The sequence below is a fragment of the Polaromonas sp. genome (assembly GCF_035638815.1).
In the GTDB taxonomy this organism is placed as follows: Bacteria; Pseudomonadota; Gammaproteobacteria; order Burkholderiales; family Burkholderiaceae_C; genus Polaromonas.
Genome location: NZ_DASQZG010000030.1, coordinates 1 through 20,777 on the forward strand (window position 1 = coordinate 1; position 20,777 = coordinate 20,777).

Annotated in this window: 14 protein-coding genes; 7 read left to right on the forward strand and 7 right to left on the reverse strand. The window is 61.4% G+C overall.

Annotation, left to right across the window (positions count from 1 at the left end):
- Positions 1-169: 169 nt before the first annotated feature.
- Positions 170-646: a DM13 domain-containing protein gene (locus tag VE934_RS17520; protein WP_324889929.1), complete on the forward strand. Its 477-nt coding sequence runs from the start codon at positions 170-172 to the stop codon at positions 644-646.
- 147 nt (positions 647-793) lie between these two features.
- On the opposite strand, the gene ppc is transcribed toward VE934_RS17520, so the two are convergent.
- Positions 794-3,664, reverse strand: coding sequence for a phosphoenolpyruvate carboxylase (ppc, locus tag VE934_RS17525; RefSeq protein ID WP_324889930.1), 2,871 nt, complete (start codon positions 3,662-3,664; stop codon positions 794-796).
- An 82-nt stretch (positions 3,665-3,746) separates the two neighbouring features.
- Between ppc and hemC the strand changes: the two genes are divergently transcribed.
- Genes hemC through VE934_RS17545 form a run of 4 tightly spaced genes read left to right on the forward strand, consistent with a single transcriptional unit; the run spans position 3,747 to position 7,941 of the window.
- Positions 3,747-4,718 (forward strand): hydroxymethylbilane synthase, encoded by a 972-nt coding sequence (gene hemC, locus VE934_RS17530; protein ID WP_324889932.1) that lies wholly within the window; start codon positions 3,747-3,749, stop codon positions 4,716-4,718.
- Positions 4,715-5,515: a uroporphyrinogen-III synthase gene (locus VE934_RS17535; RefSeq protein ID WP_324889934.1), complete on the forward strand. Its 801-nt coding sequence runs from the start codon at positions 4,715-4,717 to the stop codon at positions 5,513-5,515. The genes hemC and VE934_RS17535 overlap by 4 nt, the downstream gene beginning before the upstream one ends.
- 2 nt (positions 5,516-5,517) lie before the next feature.
- Positions 5,518-6,636 (forward strand): uroporphyrinogen-III C-methyltransferase, encoded by a 1,119-nt coding sequence (locus VE934_RS17540; protein ID WP_324889936.1) that lies wholly within the window; start codon positions 5,518-5,520, stop codon positions 6,634-6,636.
- 15 nt (positions 6,637-6,651) lie between these two features.
- Entirely contained in the window at positions 6,652-7,941 is a 1,290-nt protein-coding gene (locus VE934_RS17545) for a heme biosynthesis HemY N-terminal domain-containing protein (protein WP_324889938.1), read from the forward strand.
- A gap of 29 nt (positions 7,942-7,970) precedes the next feature.
- On the opposite strand, the gene cphA (VE934_RS17550) is transcribed toward VE934_RS17545, so the two are convergent.
- Positions 7,971-10,562, reverse strand: a complete 2,592-nt coding sequence (gene cphA, locus VE934_RS17550) for a cyanophycin synthetase (RefSeq protein WP_324889940.1) — start codon at positions 10,560-10,562, stop codon at positions 7,971-7,973.
- Positions 10,562-12,772, reverse strand: a complete 2,211-nt coding sequence (gene cphA / locus VE934_RS17555) for a cyanophycin synthetase (protein ID WP_324889942.1) — start codon at positions 12,770-12,772, stop codon at positions 10,562-10,564. Before cphA (VE934_RS17555) ends, cphA (VE934_RS17550) begins: the two co-directional genes overlap by 1 nt.
- Before the next feature lie 201 nt (positions 12,773-12,973).
- On the opposite strand from cphA (VE934_RS17555), the gene VE934_RS17560 reads away from it, so the two are divergent.
- On the forward strand, positions 12,974-15,310 hold the full coding sequence (locus VE934_RS17560) for an ABC transporter ATP-binding protein (RefSeq protein WP_324889944.1): 2,337 nt from the start codon (positions 12,974-12,976) through the stop codon (positions 15,308-15,310).
- Between the two features lie 8 nt (positions 15,311-15,318).
- Positions 15,319-15,807, forward strand: a complete 489-nt coding sequence (locus VE934_RS17565; RefSeq protein WP_324889946.1) for a DUF1854 domain-containing protein — start codon at positions 15,319-15,321, stop codon at positions 15,805-15,807.
- A 657-nt stretch (positions 15,808-16,464) separates the two neighbouring features.
- On the opposite strand, the gene VE934_RS17570 is transcribed toward VE934_RS17565, so the two are convergent.
- The 4 genes from VE934_RS17570 to VE934_RS17585 form a co-directional block, all read right to left on the reverse strand.
- The gene (locus VE934_RS17570) at positions 16,465-17,232 is read right to left on the reverse strand and encodes an ABC transporter permease (protein ID WP_324889948.1); all 768 of its coding nucleotides are present in this window, start codon (positions 17,230-17,232) and stop codon (positions 16,465-16,467) included.
- Positions 17,229-18,065: an ABC transporter ATP-binding protein gene (locus VE934_RS17575; protein WP_324889950.1), complete on the reverse strand. Its 837-nt coding sequence runs from the start codon at positions 18,063-18,065 to the stop codon at positions 17,229-17,231. Before VE934_RS17575 ends, VE934_RS17570 begins: the two co-directional genes overlap by 4 nt.
- A 113-nt stretch (positions 18,066-18,178) precedes the next feature.
- Complete coding sequence (locus tag VE934_RS17580; RefSeq protein WP_324889952.1) at positions 18,179-19,222, reverse strand: ABC transporter substrate-binding protein; 1,044 nt, start codon at positions 19,220-19,222, stop codon at positions 18,179-18,181.
- Positions 19,223-19,370: 148 nt separating this feature from the next.
- Positions 19,371-20,618, reverse strand: coding sequence for an ArgE/DapE family deacylase (locus tag VE934_RS17585; RefSeq protein ID WP_324889954.1), 1,248 nt, complete (start codon positions 20,616-20,618; stop codon positions 19,371-19,373).
- Positions 20,619-20,777: the final 159 nt, after the last annotated feature.

Sequence of the window (20,777 nt, forward strand, 5' to 3'; positions counted from 1 at the left end):
ACTCCTTGCAACATGGCAACGCCCCGACAGACCACCTGTCGGGTGCACTGGTGTAGCTCGGCAGACCCCGTGTCCGCAACCTACGGCTTCGCAGGCGTCGGGCCGCCCTTGGCTACAAAGCCATTTTGTCTAGACAACACACTCCACCAGTTTGCTGAATCTGGCACCCATGAATACACAAAAGCTTGTCGTTCTCCTCGTATCCCACGCCTTGGCAGGTGCTGCCGGCTTTGCGGGTGGTATCTACGCGCTGCCTATCCTCATCGCGCCTCCGGCCCCCACTACTGCCGAGATTGCGATCGCTTCTGCTCAGGCGCAGTTCAAGGGGGAGTTCAAACGCGAACTCAAGGACAGCGATGCCCTGCATTGGGGCGAGGGTACTGTTTCCATTTCGGGATCCTCCATCTCATTCGTCGGAAAGCTTGCTGCAGGTCCGGACTACAAGCTCTACCTTTCGCCTGGGTTTGTTGAAACGGAGGCAGACTTCAATCGTCTCAAGAGCCAGATGGTGCGCGTTGGTGACGTCAAGACCTTCGAGAACTTTGTAGTGGCAGTCCCGAGCGGAATTAATCCAGCAACGTACTCGGCGGTGATCGTCTGGTGCGAGTCGTTTGGTCAGTTCATCACTGCCGCAAAGTACAGGTAGCGCGCAGTGCGGCCTGACCCCTCGGCTACGGACGCGCGCCCATAGCGCGAGAGATTGACGGGTGGATTGGCAGTTGAGCAAGCGCCTGCATTCGTTTATCTGCCCTGGGGATGGACTCTGTGGTGGTTCCGCACGGATGCGGCGAGCTCAACCCGTATTGCGCAATCCCGCCGCGATGCCGTTGATCGAGATGTGAATACCGCGTTGAACGCGATCATCAGCCTTGCCTTCGCGATAGCGGCGCACCAGCTCTACCTGCAGGTGATGCAGCGGGTCGATGTAGGGGAAGCGGTGGCGGATGGAGCGCTGCAGTGACGGGTTGTTGGTCAGCCGGTGTTTGTCGCCAGTGATCAATACCAGTGCTTCAGCCGTGCGGTGCCACTCGGCCTCAATGGCTGTGAAAATTTTCTTGCGCAATTTCGCGTCACTGACCAGCTCTGCATAACGGGAGGCCAGCGCCAAATCGCTTTTAGCCAGCACCATGTCCATGTTGCTGAGCAGCGTGCGAAAAAATGGCCACTGCTTGTACATTTTCTGCAGCACGGCCAGCGCTTCCTTGCGGCTCGCGGGGGTGCCGCCCTCGCCAAGCCACTGCTCGATGGCCGAGCCGAAACCATACCAGCCCGGCAGGGTCAGCCGGCACTGGCCCCAGCTGAAGCCCCAGGGAATGGCGCGCAGGTCTTCGATTTTTTGTGACGCCTTGCGGGAAGCTGGACGCGAGCCGATGTTCAGTTCGGCGATTTCGCGAATCGGTGTGGCGCTGAAGAAGTACTCGGTGAAGCCGGGCGTTTCGTAAACCAGTGCGCGGTAAGCATTCATGCTGGCTTGCGACAGCGCTGCAGCTGCCTGCAAAAACGCTTTGCTTGCAGATTTGGTTGGTTGCAGCAGGGTGGCCTCGAGTGTGGCCGCGACCAGGGTTTCAAGATTGCGCCGGCCGATTTCGGGGTTGGCGTATTTGGAGCCAATGACTTCCCCCTGCTCTGTAAGACGGATTTGCCCGCGCACCGTGCCGGGCGGCTGCGCCAGAATGGCCTGGTAGCTGGGACCACCGCCGCGGCCAACCGTGCCGCCGCGGCCGTGAAACATGCGCAGCTGGATGTTGTGTGAGTTGGCGAGTTGGTCAAACAGCTCGACCAGGGCAATCTCGGCCCGGTACAGCTCCCAGTTGCTGGTGAAAATGCCGCCGTCCTTGTTGCTGTCCGAGTAGCCCAGCATGATGTCCTGCTCGGCGCCGCTGCGTTGCACGAGTTTGGCCACACCGGGCTGCGCATAAAAGTCACGCATGATGGGCGCGGCATTGCGCAGGTCTTCGATGGTTTCAAACAGTGGCACCACAATCAGATCGTGGGTGGACGGGCCGTCAAGGGTGCCGTGCATCAGGCCCACTTCTTTTTGCAGCAGCAACACCTCCAGCAGATCGCTGACCGTCTCTGTGTGGCTGATGATGTAGTGGCGAATGGCCTGAACCCCAAAGCGTTCACGCATGACTTTGGCGGACTCAAAAATGGCCAACTCGCCGCGCGCCAGGGCTGAGTAGTCAGTGCCGACCACGCGCAGGGGCCGGGCATCGTTCAGCAGTTTGACCAGCAGGGAGCGCTTGGCCGTTTCATCCAGCGCGGCGTACTTGGGCTCAATACGTGCAACGGCCAGCAGCTCGGCTACAACTTCTTCGTGCTTGTCCGAGCTTTGACGCAGGTCCACCGTGGCAAGGTGAAAGCCAAAAACTTCAACCGCCCGAATCAGCGGATGCAGGCGCTGCGCAACCAGTGCCGCGCCGTGGTTGGCCCGCAGGGATGTTTCGATGGTGCGGAGATCCGCCAGGAAATCTTCTGACTTCAAATACGCGTTTTGCGGCGCCACGGCATGCCGTGCGGCGTCTCCGCCGGTGAGGCTTTTCAGGGTTGCCGCCAGACGCGCATACATCCCTGTCAACGCGCGGCGGTACGGCTCGTCCTGGCGGTGTTCGTTGGTGTCGGGTGAGCTCTCGGCCAGCGCGCGCATGGCGGGGGTGAAGTCCACCAGCATGGCTGACAAGGACAATTCGCCGCCCAGATAGTGAACCTCGGTCAGGTAGTGACGCAGTGCCACCTCGGCCTGACGGCGCAGCGCGTATTCGAGTGTGTGTGCGCTGACATTGGGATTGCCATCGCGGTCACCGCCAATCCATTGACCCATGCGCAAAAAGCTGTGCACCGGCTGGCTGCCCAACGCGCGCTCCAGCTCGCCATACAGCTTGGGAATTTCGCGCAGAAAGGTTGATTCGTAATAACTCAGCGCGTTCTCGATTTCGTCGGCAACGGTGAGTTTGGTGAAACGCAGCAGGCGCGTTTGCCACAGCTGCATCACCCGGGCGCGCAAGCTAGCCTCGTTGGCCGCCAGTTCTCTAGGGGTGAGGGCGTCTTTGGCGGCGTTGGCAGAGGCAGCCCGTGCTTTGGTTTCGTCGCGCGCGGTCAGCAGTTGAGCGATGTCGCGCTCAGCGTCCAGAATGCTTTTACGCTGCACTTCGGTCGGGTGTGCGGTGAGCACCGGGGAGACAAAGGCATGCGCCAGGGTGTTGGAAATGGTTTTCGGGGAAATGCCCGCCCAGCGCAGCCGGGACAAGGCGACCTCAATACTGCCCTCTTGTGTGTCGCCTGCACGCTCATGGATGGCGCGTCGGCGAATGTGGTGGCGGTCTTCGGCCAGGTTGGCCAGGTGGCTGAAGTACGTGAAGGCCCGGATCACGCTGACCGTCTGGTCGCCGCTCAGGCTTTTGAGCAGTTTTTTGAGCGCCTTGTCCGCCTCGTGGTCCGCGTCCCGGCGAAAGGCCACGGACAGTTTGCGCACCTGCTCGATCAACTCATAGGCCGGCACGCCCTCCTGTTCCCGAATCACATCGCCCAGGATCCGGCCCAGCAGGCGAATGTCTTCGACCAGCGGGCGCTCGTTGTCCTTGGCACGGGCGCGTGTGCGATCAGTGTCTTTGGCGGCCCCCGCTGGCTGCTCTTTGGGGGGCTTTGCACGCGCCGTCGTAACCATGGTTTTACCTCTTGTTGGCTCTAGTTTTGTACTGCCGCATGCTAGCATTCACTCACTACCAAAGATTACAAACAGGTTACGAGTGAGCGCAGATTTTTCCAGAGCCCCGGCTGTCGTCATAGCAACTCGTGAAAGCCGGTTGGCCATGTGGCAGGCCGAATATGTCAAAAATCTGCTGGAGACCCGGCTGGGCTGGCAGGTTTCCCTGCTGGGCATGACCACCCAGGGCGATCAGATTCTGGACCGGTCGCTGAGCAAAGTGGGCGGAAAGGGCCTGTTCGTCAAGGAGCTGGAGGTGGCCCTTGCTGAAGGCCGCGCTGACCTGGCGGTGCATTCCCTCAAAGACGTTCCCATGGACTTGCCAGACGGTTTTGCGCTGGCCTGTGTTTTGGAGCGCGAAGACCCGCGCGACGCGCTGGTCTCCAATCATTTTTCTTCACTGAATGAGTTGCCGCCGGGCGCGGTTGTCGGTACCTCAAGCCTTCGTCGACTGGTCTTGCTTAAGTCCATGCGGCCTGACCTGCGTATCGAGCCTCTGCGTGGCAACCTTGACACCCGTTTGCGCAAGCTTGATGAAGGGCAGTACCAGGCCATTGTGCTGGCCGCTGCGGGTTTGAAGCGCCTGGGTCTTGCCACCCGCATTCGCCAGGCGTTTGAACCAGAGCAGATGTTGCCTGCGGCGGGGCAGGGTGCTTTGGGTATCGAGGTGCGCGCTGATCGGCATGACCTGATCAATGCGCTGGCCGGGTTGGCACACATGCCCACCTGGCTGGCGGTAACGGCCGAGCGCACGGTGTCGCGTGCCATGGGCGGCAGCTGCTCCATGCCTCTGGCGGCCTTTATTGCCGAGCCGGTCGCTTCAGGTCCGATGCGGCTGGAGGCCGCATGGGGAGAGCCGGGGCCAGACGGGCAGGGCAGCAGCCAGCCGCTGGTGCGGGCAGAACAGCGTGCAGAAGTACGCAACTTTGCCGAGGCCGAAGCTTTGGGCGAACAGGTGGCGGGCTTGTTACGCGCGGGCGGCGCGGTCTGGGCCGCCAACGCCTCAGCGCCTTGAAATCCGCGCGGGTCATCGTGACCCGGCCTGAGCGGGACGCACGGCGCTGGGTTCGGGACCTGCAAGAGCTCGGGATCACGGCCGAGGCGCTGCCGCTGCTGGAAATTGCACCGCTGCCTCCGTCGGAGCAACTCTCCAGGGTCTGGACTGAAATGAATACCTACGCCGCCCTGATGTTCGTCAGTGGTAACGCGGTGGAATGCTTTTTCGAATCAAATATGCCACTGGCCCAGCACCTGCGGGCGAAGCTAGCTATTTATTTAATAGCAGGCGATGTGCGCTTCCTGGCGCCGGGGCCCGGCACTGTAAAGGCCTTGCGCCACGCCGGGGTGCCGATTGACCGCATTGACGCTCCCGCGGCGGATGCGATCCAGTTCGACTCGGAGGCCTTGTGGGCTGTCGTGGGCAGGCAAGATTGGCAGGGGCGGCGGGTGCTGATCGTGCGCGGACAGGGTGCCGCAAACGCTGATCCTGCGGCGCCCGGTCGTGATTGGTTGGCGCGGCAATTTGCGGCCGCAGGGGCGAGTGTGGATTTTCTGGCGGTGTACCAGCGCCAGGCCCCTGCTTTTTCTGCCTTGCAGTTGAAGCGAATCCAGGCGGCCGCCAGCGACGGCTCGGTCTGGCTGTTCAGCAGCTCTGAGGCCGTGGCGCACTTGCCACCCAGCGACTGGTCTCGCGCGCGGGCGGTGGCCACGCATCCCAGGATTGCGGAGGCGGTGCGCGCGGCGGGCTGGGGTGTTGTTGCAGAGTCACGTCCCGCGCTCAGGGACATCGTGGCGTCGATAGAATCCATGTAACCATGAGCGATAGCGACACCAGCCTTCAGAACCTGCCCTCTACCGACGTTGTACAAGCCTCAGCCCCTGAGGTCGGTCCGGGTGCGCTTGGGCCCAACCGCTGGACACTGCTTGCGCTGGTACTTGCGGTTGCAGCCCTCTCGACAGGCGTCTTGTTGTGGCAAAAGCTCAGCAACATACAGGAAGAACTGGCCAAACGAAGTACCGACTCGACCGCGCAGGCGATTGAAGCACGTACGCTGGCCCGTCAGGCCCAGGAGACCACCCGTGAGGCGACGGCGCGTGTCGCCATTCTCGAAACCCGGCTCAGCGAAGTCAGCCTGCAACGCACGCAACTTGAAGAGCTGATGCAAAGCCTGTCGCGCTCGCGCGATGAAAACCTGGTGGTTGATGTGGAGTCTGCTGTGCGCCTGGCCCAACAGCAGGCTCAACTGACCGGTAGTGCCGAGCCCCTGCTGGCGGCGCTCAAGTCTGCCGACCTCCGGCTGGCGCGCGCCGCGCAGCCGCGGCTGAATCCGTTGCAGCGCGCGATTGCCCGGGATGTCGAACGCATCAAGGCCACCACGGTGACCGATGTGCCCGGCCTGCTGCTCAAGCTGGATGAGCTGACGCGTCTGGTGGACGACCTGCAGCCGGCCAACGCCATGCCGCAGGGCAGTGCCCCGCGGCCAGCCGCCGCAGCATCTACACCGGCTCCGGCGCGGCCTGCCTCGTCCGCGGCATCACTCCCTTTGGCGCTGGACCGGGAAATCCTGAAAGCCTGGTGGCAGCGCGTTGTGCGGGGCATCCTTGACGAAGCCCGCGGCCTGCTGCGTGTCAGCCGTATAGACCAGCCCGACGCGGCCTTGCTGGCACCCGAGCAGTCCCTCTTTTTGCGTGAAAACCTCAAACTCAGATTGCTCAACGCGCGTCTGGGCCTCTTGTCCCGGCAAACCGCTGCTGCCCGGGCGGATCTGGCTGGTGTCAGCGTGCTGCTCGCAAAATACTATGACCCGGCCTCACGCAAGACGCAAACCGTGGTCCAGCTTCTTCAGCAGGTGCAAACCCAGATGAAGTCCAGCGATCTTCCGCGCCTGGACGAAACCCTGGCTGCGCTGTCCACCGCGGCTGCGGGCCGGTAGGCGAGGGAATACGCAATGCGTAGCGCCCTTTGGCTTCTGGCCCTCTTTGGCATCGCCGTGGCGGCAGCCCTGGTAGCGGGCAACAACCAGGCGGTGGTGACGCTTTTTTGGCCACCACATCGCGTGGACATCTCGTTTAACTTGCTGATCCTGTTGCTGGCCGGGCTTTTCACGCTGCTTTATGTGGCCTTGCGTGCGGCATCGGCCGTTTTTTCCTTGCCGGCCGAAGCCAGGCGCTGGCGCGCCCAGCAAAAGGAAAGAGCGATGTACGCGGCCTTCATGGACGCACTGTCACATTTGATGGCCGGCCGCTTCATCCGGGCGGCCAAGCTGGCACAAAACGCGCTGACGCAGGAAAAAAGTTTGAGCCAGCTCGCCGAGACCTCCACCGAGATGGGCGCCTACAGCGCGGGGCGAGCAACCCAGCTGCGTTTGCTGGCGCACCTGCTGGCCGCTGAAAGCGCGCAGGCCCTGCAGAACAAAACCGTACGTGACGAGCAATTGCAGATGGCGCTGGAAACCAGCAACCACCGCAGCGCCCAGGAAACCCGCGAAGGTGTGCAACTGCGCGCGGCGCGCTGGGCGCTGGAGGATCGCGATCCGGCTGGCGCGCTGGAGTTGCTGGGTCAACTGCCGCAAGGCGCTGCGCGGCGCACGCTGGCTCTGCGCATCAAACTTAAAGCCACACGCCAGGCCCGCCAGACTTCACAGGCGCTGGAGACGGCGCGCCTGCTGGCCAAACACCGGGCGTTTTCTGCGCCGGCAGCGCAAAGCCTGATACGCGGCCTGGCGCTGGAATTGTTGGGCGCTGCCCACGATCCGGCGCAGTTGCAGACGGCATGGCAATCACTCGATGCGAACGAGCGTGCCATGCCCGAGCTGGTGGTCCACGCCGCATCGCGGCTGATGGCGCTGCATGGCGATGTTGATCTGGCGCGCAGCTGGCTGATGGGTGTGTGGGAGCCGATCATGCAGTCACGGTCGGAGATCGGGGACAACCTGCGCATCAAGCTGATTCACGTGATCGAATCCGGTCTTGAGTCCATCGATGCGTCCTGGCTGGCACGTATCGAAGCCGCGCATCAGCAGCGCCCGCGCGACGCCAACGTGCAGTACCTGGCCGGCATGGCATGTTTGAAAAGGCAGTTGTGGGGCAAGGCCCAGCAATTGCTGTCGCAGGCCGCGCTCTCCTTGCAGGACGCAACCCTGCACCGCAACGCCTGGCGGGCGCTGGCCTTGCTGGCTGAGCAGCGGGGCGATGATGCTGCGGCTGCCCAGGCCTATAAACGCGCTGCGGAGTTGTAGCCGCATTCCCGCTGGCATCGGCTACTGCATTAGCCGCCGGTTTGCTTTACGCGTTCAGCCAGGTGGGCCAGCGCTTCTTCTACCTGGTCAATCAGGATCAAACACAAATCGCCCGGACGCAGCCGCTCTAAAGCGGTATCAATCGCCAAAAACTCGCCACGGATTTCATCAATGCGGGTGGTACGGCTGGCCTTGTTTGACCCTTCCAGCCCTTCGCGCAGCAGGCGTATCACCTCTCCATCATCCCGTCCACGCTGCGCAGCATCCTCGTAAAGGAGGACCTCGTCAAAAGCGCTGCCCAAAATAATCGTCTGGTCGGTGATGTCACTGTCGCGCCGATCTCCCGCGCCGCTGATGACCACGCTGCGGATCTGGCCCGGCGTGGCCGGCATGGCGTCGACTGCCGCCACCAGCGCCCGCATGGCATCCGGGTTGTGCCCATAGTCCGCGATAACCGTCGCGCCGCGGTAGTCCATCACGTTGAAGCGGCCCGGCGCATTGCTGGCGTCATTGACGAAGCTGGCCAGCCCGCTTTTGAGGATTTCCCACTTCAGGCCCACAGCCCAGGCCGCCGCCAGAGCAGCCATCACGTTTTCAACCTGGAAGCCTATGCTGCCACCCCGTGTGAGAGGAATGTTTTGTAGCGGTACGCGTTCGCGCCAGGCACCTTCAGCTGCCACGATCGCGTTGCCATCGACATAGACCGTGCGTTTGCCCTGGGCCCGGTGCGTGGCCATCAGCGGGTGATGCCGGTCGGCAGCGAAAAAGATGACGTTACCAGGACAGGTGGATGCCATGGCGGCAACGATAGGGTCAGCGGCGTTGAGGACTGCAAAACCAGCGGGCGCCACGTTTTGAACAATCACGCGTTTGAGCACCGCCAGATCTTCAACGGTGGTGATGTAGTTCAATCCCAGGTGGTCGCCACTGCCGACGTTGGTCACCACTGCCACCTGGCAGCGGTCAAACCCCAGACCCTCGCGCAATACGCCACCGCGTGCTACTTCAAAAACCGCCGCATCCACGTCGGGGTGCATCAGCACATTGCGTGCGCTCTTGGGGCCGCTGCAATCGCCGCTGTCGGTCTGGCGGCCGTTGACCCAGACGCCGTCAGTGTTTGTCATGCCGCAACGCAAGCCGCTTGAACTCAGCAGATGCGCGATCAAACGGGTGACCGTGGTTTTACCGTTGGTGCCGGTGACGGCCACCACGGGTACACGGCCGTCCTCACCGGGTGTGAACAGCTCGTTGATCATCGCACCGCCAACCGCGCGGCCCTTGCCGTAGGAAGGGGACAGGTGCATGCGCAACCCAGGCGCTGCGTTGACTTCAACAACACCACCGTTTTGCGCCTCCAGTGGACGCGACACGTTTTCGCAGACCACGTCAACGCCGCAGATATGCAGGCCCACCATCTGGGCCGCGGCCACGGCGCGTGCTGCAACCTCGGGGTGGACATCGTCAGTGACATCCGTGGCTGTACCGCCCGTGCTCAGGTTCGCGTTGTTGCGCAGAATGACGCGCCTTCCGCGCGCGGGGATGGACTCTGGTGTCAGGTCTTGCGCCTCCAGCCGCGCCACGGCGATCTCGTCAAACCGGATTTTCGTGAGGGACGTGGAATGGCCTTCCCCGCGCTTGGGATCCTGGTTGACGATCTCCACCAGTTCACGCACGTTGTTAAGACCGTCGCCCACCACTTGCGGCGGCTCGCGCCGCGAGGCAGCGACCAGTTTGCTGCCAACCACCAGCAAGCGGAAGTCCTTGCCCGGCAAAAACTTTTCCACCATGACGGTGCCGTGTTCTGCTGCGGTCTGAAAGGCTACATCGATCTGCTCACGGGTTGCAATGTTGACCGTGACACCCTTGCCCTGGTTCCCGTCCTGCGGCTTGAGTACCACCGGCAAACCGATCTGCTGGGCCGCTGCCCAGGCCTCGTCGGCGTCGGCGACTGGTCGTCCGATGGGTACTGGTACACCAGCCGCAAGCAGCAGTTTCTTGGTGAGATCCTTGTCCTGAGCAATGGACTCCGACACCGCACTGGACACGTCCAGCTCGGCCGCCTGAATGCGGCGTTGACGTGAGCCCCATCCGAATTGCACCAGACTGCCGGAGGTCAGGCGCTTATATGGAATGCCGCGCGCCACCGCAGCGTCGACGATAGCGCCGGTGCTGGGCCCCAGTCGCTCGTCTTCATCCTGGTCCTGCAGTTGCGCGATGGCGGCCTCAAGGTCAAAGCTGGATTCCTCCAGCGCCGCGTGAATGAGCGCCTGCGCCAGTTCAAGCGCCAGACGGCCGACGGATTCTTCGCTGTACTCAACCACGGTTTGATAAACGCCCGCATCCAGTGTTTGGGATGTCTGGCTGAACGTGACGGGGCAACCCGCCTGTGCCTGTAACGCGAGCGCCGCTGCTTCCAGCACGTGGGCCAGTGAAACAGGGTCGCCATTACCGCCTGGACGCAGCGCGCCGATCGCCGGGAAGAGTGAGCGCACGCGCGGCTCGAAACCAGGCAACGTGTCAATGGAGCGCTCTGCCTCCGCGCAGCTGATGATGGCCTCAAGCGCCGTGTGCCGGCTCCACAAATTGGGGCCGCGCAAGGCTCGTATGCGGGAAACTTTCATCAGCTGCTCTTTCGGGGCTGGAGTTTGCTGGGCTCAAAGGCTTCAATGCCTGCGCCAACCAGGTTAAGCGGAATGCCGAGTGCCCACCCGGTGGCAATGGCAGCAAGCAAGGTTTCTTGGGCGGTTGGGGTGTGACGGCTCTGCCAGGCGGTCAGTTTGTCCATGCCGGGCAAGAAGGCTTCGCTGTGGCCCGTGGCAAGCACAGCCTGATCCTGGCGGACATAAACCGCGCGGCCGCCACTGCCCAGATGCGCGGAGATCGCCGCAAGTGAAGGCTCGGTTGCATACAGGATGACCTCACCGTCGCAGAGGTCCGCCATCTCAACCACACCCGCATGTGCGGCATTCAGCACTGCCACACCGTCGGCAAGCACCGCATCAACCTGCGAACGCATGACCTTGTACATCTGGTCTTCCTGTGCGATGTCGAACTCGCCCAAGGCTGCAGCACCACCCAGATCTGTGACCACACCCACCTGGCAACGGTCGTAGGCCAGACCCGTACGCAAAATGGTGTCAGCGCCGTTTTCAAACACCGCTGCCTGTACAGAGCGGTTGATCAGCAGCCGCTGACCCGCTTCCCAGTTGGCGCTGTCGCTGGTGTCCAGACAGCGGCCGTCAAGAAACAGGCCGTCCCGGCAGGCCAGACCCGTGTACCGGCCTGACAGTTGCAGCAGCCACGCCACCAGACGGGCCACACCCGCGGTGCCGGTTGAGCCAGCAACACCCACCACCGGGATGCGCCCGCTGGGCGAGCCGTCGGGCACCTCGGGGAAGAGGTGTGTGCAAATGGCTCTGCCCACTGGACGCGGTGCACCGACAGCGGGTTTGAGATGCATCAGCAGGCCAGGGCCGGCATTGACTTCGACCACAGCGCCGCCTTGGGCGTGGAGCGGGCGTGAAATGTCCTGGGCCACCACATCAACCCCTGCAATGTCCAGCCCGACCACGCGCGCCGCCAGCGAGACGATGTGGTCAACGTCAGGGTGCACTTCATCGGTGCAATCGATGGAGACATTGCCGTTGCGCTGTATCAGCACCGACTGGCCCTCCGCCGGAACCGACGCCGGGCTCAAGCCCTGTCGCTGCAGGTCCAGCAGGATGGCCGTGTCTGTGTCGATCTTGATCGGATTGAGCGGGAAGTCTTCGGACGCGCCGCGCCGCGGGTCGGTGTTGAGTTGCTGGGCAACCAGATCGGCAACGGTGGAACGGCCGTCCCCGGTAATCGACGCTGTTTCACCGCGCGCAGCGGCAACCACGCGGCCGCCAACAACCAGCATGCGGTGCTCATGGCCGCGCACAAATCGTTCCACCATGACCTCGCTACCGTGCCTTGCGGCAAGGTGGAAAGCGTCTTCAAATTGATCTTGGGTTTTGAGGTCGAGCGATACGCCGCGCCCATGGTTGCCGTCACTGGGCTTGACCACCACCGGCAGGCCGATGTCCTGCGCCGCCTCCCAGGCGGCTTCCGCGCTGTCCACGATTTCGCCCTCGGGAACGGGGACACCGCAGGATGCGAGCAGGCTCTTTGTCAGGTCCTTGTCACTTGCAATGCCTTCGGCGATGGCACTGGTGAATTCGGTTTCAGCGGTCCAGATGCGGCGCTGGCTGGCGCCGTAGCCGAGTTGCACCAGATTGCCATCGTTAAGCCGGATGTGGGGTATGCGTCGCTCGGTGGCGGCGGCAACGATGGCTGCGGTACTGGGCCCCAGATAACACTCGTCGACCTTTGCCCGTATACGTTCAACCGCAGCCTTCTGGTCGGCGGGCCCATAGGGGGCGTCGTTGATCACCGCCATGAGCAGTTGATGGCCTTCAGCCAGGGCGCTGCGGGCGACTTGCTCGTCACGCGCGCGAAAAACCATGCGGTAAACGCCTTTTTGCGAGGTACTGCGGGTCTGACCAAAGCCGGTCGGCATGTCGGCGAGGTTCAGCAACTCAATCACCACGTGCTCCAGGACGTGGCCCAGCCAGGTGCCTTCGTACAGCCGCTCAATAAAACCACCGCGTTCGCCGACCCCGCAATGGTGTTCAACCAGGGCCGGCAGCAATGCGACCAGCCGGTCGCTAAAGCCTGGAAGCAGGTTGGAGGGGAAGTCTTCCAGGGAACCCAGATCCAGCCAGGTTTCAAGTACGGGGCGGTAAGTCCAGATGTTGGGTCCGCGCAGGTAGTTGATGCGCAGCAGCTGGATGTCGTCCTTTTTGCTCATGTTTTTATGATTCGGTCAACCGGCCCGGCCGGCGCAACGTTCTTTTTGTGAAGCCGCCCGGGACGGGTGCTTCGGATTATCAATGGTGGTTTTTCTGGCTGGGGCGCCAAATTAAGATGGCTGCCGGCCCGGCTTAGGCGAAAATCCCTGTTTCGACCCTGACATTTTCAGGGATCCGGCTTACACGGCGTCCTCACAACAATGCAACATTCCCATCCGGTTGATGCCTTCACCGAGGCAGGCCAAGCCCAGGCAGATCTGCGCGCGCAACTTACAGCCAATGAGAACGTTTTATCCACCGTACTGGTTGACCTCGATTCGCAACTTCGATTTTCACGCAGTTTGCTGGTATTGACCGAAAAGCGCCTGCTGGCCCAGGACCCTCGGTCGGGTCATTGGAGCAGCTGGTCCCTGCATGAGCCTGACCGGCTCGGAACCGGCGCGGCGGTGTCCCTGCGCCACTTTGACCATGCCGGCGTCGGTACGCTCGAACTGGTGAGCGGGGATGCGCGTTTGGCCGCCTGGCGCTTCACGCTTGCAGCCAATGTGCAGGTGCTTCGCCTGATCCGGCTTTTCACGCAGCAAATGACGCCGCGCGAGCCCTCCGCGCTTGACGAGGCGGCCCTGTGTCCTCTTTGTGACTCGGTACTGCCGCCCGACAGCGACGACTGCGCCACCTGCGCGCGCGAGCTGCATACGGCGCCGTCGACCTGGGTGTTGCTCCGGCTGTGGCGTTTTGCCAGGCCCTACCGCGGGCAGTTGCTCGCCGGCTTCGCCCTGACGCTGGCCTCCACGGCCGCGACCCTGGTGCCGCCATACCTCACCATTCCGCTCATTGATGACATCCTGATTCCTTTCCAGAACGGCCAGCAGATTGAGTCCTGGAAAGTGCTGGCCATCCTGGGTGCCCTGCTGGCAGCTGCGCTGGTGGGCTGGGGCCTGAACTGGGCACGCACCTACCTGCTGGCGCTGGTGTCGGAACGAATTGGTGCTGATCTGCGCACCGCCACTTTTGATCATTTGCTGGAGCTGTCGCTAGACTACTTTGGCGGCAAGCGTACCGGCGATCTGATGGCTCGCATCGGTTCTGAAACAGACCGTATCAATGTTTTCCTCTCCTTGCATGCGCTGGATTTCGCAACCGACGTGTTGATGATCCTGATGACAGCCGCCATCCTGTTTTCGATCAACCCCTGGCTGGCGCTGGTGACTTTGCTGCCGCTGCCGTTTATTGCGTGGATGATTCACACCGTGCGTGACCGTCTGCGCACCGGGTTTGAAAAAATCGACCGTGTGTGGTCCGAAGTGACCAATGTGCTGGCCGACACCATTCCCGGCATTCGTGTGGTCAAGGCGTTTGCCCAGGAAAAGCGCGAAGCCCAGCGGTTTCGGGACGCCAATGTTCATAACCTGATGGTCAACGACAAGCTCAACAAGGTTTGGTCGTTATTCACGCCCACGGTCTCGCTGCTGACTGAAATTGGTCTGCTGGTGGTGTGGGCTTTTGGCATCTGGCTGGTGTCCAAACAGCAGATCACGGTGGGTGTGCTGACTGCCTTTATTGCCTACATCGGCCGTTTTTACACACGGCTCGATTCCATGAGCCGCATTGTGTCGGTTACGCAAAAAGCGGCGTCCGGCGCCAAACGGATCTTCGACATCCTCGACCATGTTTCCAACGTGCCCGAGCCCGCCAATCCGGTGCCAATGGCGCCACTGGAAGGCCGTATTGAAATGAACGGTCTGGGATTCAGGTACGGCAACCGCGCGGTGATCCGCGGGCTGGACCTGACGATAGCGCCTGGCGAAATGATCGGCCTGGTAGGCCACAGCGGCTCGGGCAAGAGCACGCTGGTCAACCTGATCTGCCGTTTTTACGATGTGACCGACGGCAGCATCAGCGTGGACGGCACCGACATACGCCGTTTTGGCGTGGCTGACTATCGACGCAACATCGGGCTGGTTTTGCAGGAGCCGTTTTTGTTCTTTGGAACCATCGCCGAGAACATCGCCTATGGCAAGCCTGGCGCCAGCCGCGCCGAGATTGTGGCGGCGGCCAGAGCTGCCCACGCGCATGAATTCATCCTGCGCTTGCCCCAAGGTTATGACTCGCTGGTGGGCGAGCGCGGTCAGGGCCTGTCTGGCGGCGAGCGCCAGCGCATTTCCATTGCTCGCGCATTGCTGATCGACCCGCGCATCTTGATTCTGGACGAGGCTACTTCGTCGGTGGACACCGAGACCGAACAAGAGATTCAGAAGGCCTTGGACAATCTGGTTAAAGGTCGCACCACGATTGCGATTGCCCACCGCCTGTCCACACTGCGCAAGGCCGACCGCCTGGTGGTCATGGATCGTGGCCAGGTCGTCGAAGTGGGACCGCACGATGAGTTGATGGCGAAGCAGGGCGCGTACTGGCGGCTGTATGAAGCGCAGGCACGGCAGGTGGACAGCGAGGTTGACGGGGACGCCGAAGAGGGCCGCATTGCGCTCGCTACGTCCCAGGTGACCCATACGGCCCAGCACAGCGCCCAGCTTTGAGGATGGACATGACGACCACAAACAATGCTCTCAATCCCTCGTTTACGCTGGAGCGTCACGCATCCGGACGCCTGCTGCTCACCGATGCGAACGGACGGCAGCACCTGGGCGTGGTGCCCGTGCGCGCCTTCCCAATTGCCGCGCCAGATGAGGGCGTTTCCCTGATTGGCAGCGAGGGTCATGAGCTGGCCTGGCTCGACCACCTCAACACGCTGCCACCAGCGATGCGCGGCTTGATCGACGAGGAGCTGTCGCTGCGCGATTTTGTGCCCGAGATCAAACGTCTGAAGAGTGTTTCCAGTTTCGGCACGCCCAGCACATGGACCGTCGAAACCGACAGAGGTGACACCACGTTTGTTCTCAAGGGGGAGGAAGACATCCGCCGACTGAGTCGCGAGTCTCTGCTGATCGCGGCCGGTCATGGGGTGCATTTCAGCGTGAAGGACATGAATGCGCTGGATCGGGCTTCTCGACGGCTGCTGGAGCGGTTTCTTTAGGCGTTTTACCCCCCCGAACGTCATCCCGGACTTGATCCGGGATCAATGTTCGCTAATTGCTGTCCATTCTTCTTGAGTTGGTGGTTTGCCTACCAGCCGGGGGTTGCCCGGCGGCAAGTAACTTTCTTTTGCTTCGCCAAAAGAAAGTCACCAAAGAAAAGGCGACCCTGCTGCCTGCGTCCCCTGCGCTTCGCTCCGGGGCAACCTGCGGTGCTCGGTTCAGCCGGGGTCTGACACAAACTCGCCTTCGGCTCAAACAAGTGTCAGCCCTTATCCGTCTGAACCTGCGCTCCTCGGCGCATACAGAAGGGGTGGGGGAGCAGAGTCGGGATCAAACGCGGATACGGGGATGGATTCCGGCCTTCGCCGGAATGACAAGCCCTTGCGCGCTTTGCGCGCAAGGGCCTGCACGGGACCGTTATTCATGCACGTGGTCGTGCGCACACGCGGCCAAATGTGGCTCCCCTCCATCGCCCAGCGGGGCGAGGGAGGGGCGGGGGGTGGGAGTGGGGAGTTACGCCTACTGTCCAAGGTGCACCGCCAACGCAGCGTGACGTAGAAGATGCTATTAAATTAATAGCTAATTGCGCCCGATTTATATGGGCAAGGGGCGTATTTGGTATAAAACTCAGGCCCGATACCTGTCAAAAGGCGTGTTTACCCGCCTTGCGATCCCCGATGCGCCCAAGCCGTCGTGTGCTTTTCGATATAGCTGAACAGCTCATACATGATCATGGCCATCGCACCAATGACCACCAGCCCTGCAAAAGCCAGTGCCATCCGTTGCTGCGAGCCGGCGCTGAGCATCAGGTAACCGATGCCGGAATCGCCGGCCGTCATCTCTGCCAGCACCGTGCCGACAAACGCCAGCGTGATGGCGATCTTGAGCGAGCCGTAGAAGTAGGGCATGGAGCGCGGCAGGCCGACCTTGATCAGCACGTCCCAGCGTTTGGCGCCCAGCACGCGCAGCACGTCTTCCAGTTCCGGCTCCAGCGTGGCAAGACCCGTGGCCATGTTCACCGTGATCGGAAAGAAAGAGATCAGAAACGCGGTCAGGATGCCAGGCCCAACACCAATGCCAAACCAGACAATCAGGATGGGCACAATCGCCGCCTTGGGCACGGCGTTAAAGGCCACCAGCAACGGATACACCGCGGCATATGCGAGACGCGAGGAGCCGACCAGAAAGCCCAGCATGACGCCGACCACGATGGAAATGCCGAAGCCGACCATGGTGACCCAGAAAGTTTTCCAGGCGGCTTGCGCTATGGGGCCGGCAAACTCGGCCATCGCCTCTGCTATGGCTAGCGGGGCTGGGAAGATGTATTCGGCAATACCGAATATCGATACCACCGCTTGCCACAGCGCCAGAATGATCAGCAGCAGGACAACAGGAGACCAGCGCTCAATTTGTTTTTTTGTCATGACGCGTTTTCCTTATCCACCAGACCAACGCTGCGGATGGCGCCAATATGGCCGCGCAACTCGTGCACGATATCGCCAAAGGCCTGCGTGTAAGTCACCTCAAGGTCACGCGGACGCGGCAGGTCGATCTCGCGCTTGACGACAAAACGCCCAGGGCTTTTGCTCATCACGTACACCGTGTCGGCCAGAAAGACCGACTCGCGAAGATCATGCGTGACCAGGATGACGTTGAAGCGTTGCTCGGTCCAGAGGTCGCGCAAGATGCACCACAACTCCTCGCGCGTGAAGGCATCAAGCGCACCGAAGGGCTCGTCGAGCAGCAGCATCTTGGGCTCATGGATTAGCGCACGACAAATGCTCACGCGTTGCTGCATGCCACCCGACAACTGCCACGGAAACTTGTCTTCATAACCGCCCAGGCCAACTTTCTGCAACAGCTTGCGGGCGCGTTCTTCAAATTCCTTGCGCTTGGATTTGAACTGACTGCGAAAGGGTTCGACGATCTCCAGTGGAAGCAACACGTTGTCCACTGTGGTGCGCCAGGGCAGTAGCGAGGGCGCCTGAAAAGCCATGCCAGAAATCTTGAGCGGCCCGGTTACCGGTTGCCCGTCAATCAGGATGCGTCCTCTGGACGGCATCTTCAGGCCCGTGGTCAGCTTCATGAAGGTGGACTTGCCGCAACCCGAAGGGCCGACGATGGCAATGAATTCGCCCTCCCGCACCTTGAGGTCAATCGCCTCCACCGCGAAGTGGTTTTGCGCCAGCAGCTCCTCGTTGTAGGCGAGCCAGACATCGCTGAAATCAACAAAATGGCCGTCGGGAAGGGATTGCATTGTCAGGTGGGTTTCAGAAGTTGCTGAGGGCATTCAAAACTACGGCCAGCATTTCATGAAAAAGCTGGCCGCGCATCGCAGTCTTGCCGGCTTTGCGGCCGGCAAGCGGTTGTTTACTTTTTCGGAACGGGGAGAATGTTCAGTTCGGCCGCATTGGGCAGGAAGGATCCATTCCACACGCTGTCAGCGTTGACGCGGGTCTTGGTGGCGAAGGCATCCGACACCTGCGAAGCCATAAGTGACAAGCGCGGTCCTTTGACTTGACCAAAACCTTCTGCGCGGGCGTCGGGGCTGTTGACCACGGTGTCCATGGCCAGCTGAAGCCTGCGGGTCTCAAGTGCAACGTTGATGATGCCATCACGGGCCTTGACGTCGTCAATCGCGGCAGCGGGCTTGGCAATCACGTCCTTCACACCTTTGGTGAAGGCCAGCAAAAAGGCCTTGATGGCCGCCGGATTTTCCTTGATCATTTTTGGCGATGCAATGATGACGTTGCCATACAGTTTGACGCCGTGGTCCGCATAGGGCAGTACCACCACGTCTTCGGCTTTCACGCCGCGCACTTCAAGGTTTAGCAGCGAAGTAAAGGTGAAGCCGGTGATGGCATCCACATCGCCGCGTGCCAGCATGGTCTCGCGCAGCGGCGGGTCCATTGCGGTCCATTGCACGCCGGTGATGTTGTTTGCCTTTGCGAATATCGGGAAGGCGCGGCGGCCTGCGTCAAATACCGGCGCACCAAATTTTTTGCCGCTCAGATCGGCCACGGTTTTGATTCCGGCTTTTTTCAGCGCCATCACCGAGGCCGGCGTGTTGTTGTAAACCATCATCACGGCGATGGGCTTGTTCGGCGCATCCGGGTTGTTGGCGTGAAACTCCATCAGGGCGGCCAGATCGGCAAAACCCATGTCGTAACTGCCTGAGGCCACGCGGGTGACGGTGCCGCCCGAGCCGTTGCCAGCGTCAATAGTGACGTCCAGCTTGGCGTCCTTGAAATAACCTTTCGCAGCTGGCGTCAGAAACAGTGCGGCAGGGCCTTCAAAACGCCAGTCCAGCTGAAACTTGATGGGGGTGTTTTGCGCTTGCGCGCTGGTGGCCAAAGCCGTTGCAGCGGTGACCGCCAGAGCGGCAAGGGTTTTGATGAACACGCGTTTTGTCATGGAAGCTCCGGAAATAATGGGAAGGTGTGTAAATCAAGCAAAAACAGTGCCCAGCACTGGCTTGGCGCGCGGGGGCGTGCCTGATTGTCGGCGACGCTGCCCCCCAAACTATCGGGATATTCCCCTGAAGTAGCCCTGACGGCGGAAATCACGGGGCGGTTGACTGCTGCGGAGCAGCAAGAAGCTCCCGCAAAGTGCGCGCAATAACCTTGGTCGCGCGGCGCAAATCTTCCAGCGCCAGGCGCTCATCGGCGCGTTTGGCATGGGACTCCAGCACCGTGCGCGGCCCGGCGCCGTAGATGACACCTGGTATCCCCGCCTCGGCATACAGGCGCACGTCGGTGTAAAGAGGGGTGCCCATGGCTGGAATGGCTTCGCCAAACACTTCTGACCCATGCTTTTGAATGGCATCAACCAAAGGCTGGCTTGCATTGGTGGGTTTCATGGAGCGGGCCAGTAACAGGCGCCTGATGTCGACGGTGATGCCGGGGGTTTGCGCCACCGCTGCGGCTATCACCGCGCGGATGCTGGTTTCAACCTCGATGGGGTTTTCTTCGGGGATCATGCGCCGGTCCAGTTTGAAGGTGACCCTGCCAGGCACCACGTTGGTGTTTGTGCCGCCCTCAATGCGCCCCACGTTCAGATAGGGATGGTTGATGCCCTGAACCTGGGAGGTGATCTTTTTGTAGCTTGCGTTTTGGGTATACAGGGCATTGAGAATCTTCACTGCACCCTGCAGCGCATCAACGCCCGTGTCGGGAATGGCGGCATGCGCCATCTTGCCATGCACCGTCACTTCCATCTGCAAACAGCCGTTGTGCGCCGTGACGACCTCGTAAGAAAATCCCGCCGCAATCATCAGGTCCGGCTTGGTGAGATTGTTTTTTAGCAGCCACCCTGGCCCCATTTCCCCGCCAAATTCCTCGTCGTACGTGAAGTGGAGCTCTACGCATCCGTGCAGGGGAATGCCCAGAGACTCCAGCGCCCTCACTGCAAAAGTAAAAGTGGCGAAGTCAGATTTGCTGACCGCGGAAGCGCGGCCGTAGATGTTGCCGTCTTCGATGGCGGCGCCGTAGGGGTCATGTGTCCAGCCTTCACCGGGTGGCACCACGTCGCCGTGGGCGTTGAGGGCGATGGTTTTCCCCTCACCGTAGCGCCGACGCACGATCAGGTTGGTCAGGGACTCCAGGCCGTAGGCCTTCACGTCATCTGCGGGCACGGGGTGTTTTTCTGCGTCAAAACCAAATGCCTTGAGCAACTCTGCTGTGAGTTCTGCGTGTGGCGCGTTGTCGCCGGGTGGGGTGGGCGTGGGGACGCGAATCAGCTCCTGCAGAAAACGAATCTCTTCGTCAAAGTGGGCATCTACCCAGGCGTCAAGCTTGTTGTTGTCAGTCATGCGGCGAGATCATCAAGAAGATATTGAAAAGCCCGAACCGCCAGGTCGATGTCGTCGCTGGTCGTACTTTCAAGCGGGTTGTGGCTGATGCCTGAGTTTTGTCCCCGCACAAACAGCATGGCTTGCGGCATGACCTCGTGCAGCTTCATCGCGTCATGG

Excerpts from the sequence above, each read along its gene's own strand:
- VE934_RS17520 (WP_324889929.1), top strand. The coding sequence starts at position 170 with ATGAATACACAAAAGCTTGTCGTTCTCCTCGTATCCCACGCCTTGGCA.
- ppc (WP_324889930.1), bottom strand. The coding sequence starts at position 3,664 with ATGGTTACGACGGCGCGTGCAAAGCCCCCCAAAGAGCAGCCAGCGGGG.
- VE934_RS17540 (WP_324889936.1), top strand. The coding sequence starts at position 5,518 with ATGAGCGATAGCGACACCAGCCTTCAGAACCTGCCCTCTACCGACGTT.
- VE934_RS17545 (WP_324889938.1), top strand. The coding sequence starts at position 6,652 with ATGCGTAGCGCCCTTTGGCTTCTGGCCCTCTTTGGCATCGCCGTGGCG.
- cphA (WP_324889940.1), bottom strand. The coding sequence starts at position 10,562 with ATGAAAGTTTCCCGCATACGAGCCTTGCGCGGCCCCAATTTGTGGAGC.
- cphA (WP_324889942.1), bottom strand. The coding sequence starts at position 12,772 with ATGAGCAAAAAGGACGACATCCAGCTGCTGCGCATCAACTACCTGCGC.
- VE934_RS17560 (WP_324889944.1), top strand. The coding sequence starts at position 12,974 with ATGCAACATTCCCATCCGGTTGATGCCTTCACCGAGGCAGGCCAAGCC.
- VE934_RS17565 (WP_324889946.1), top strand. The coding sequence starts at position 15,319 with ATGACGACCACAAACAATGCTCTCAATCCCTCGTTTACGCTGGAGCGT.
- VE934_RS17570 (WP_324889948.1), bottom strand. The coding sequence starts at position 17,232 with ATGACAAAAAAACAAATTGAGCGCTGGTCTCCTGTTGTCCTGCTGCTG.
- VE934_RS17575 (WP_324889950.1), bottom strand. The coding sequence starts at position 18,065 with ATGCAATCCCTTCCCGACGGCCATTTTGTTGATTTCAGCGATGTCTGG.
- VE934_RS17580 (WP_324889952.1), bottom strand. The coding sequence starts at position 19,222 with ATGACAAAACGCGTGTTCATCAAAACCCTTGCCGCTCTGGCGGTCACC.
- VE934_RS17585 (WP_324889954.1), bottom strand. The coding sequence starts at position 20,618 with ATGACTGACAACAACAAGCTTGACGCCTGGGTAGATGCCCACTTTGAC.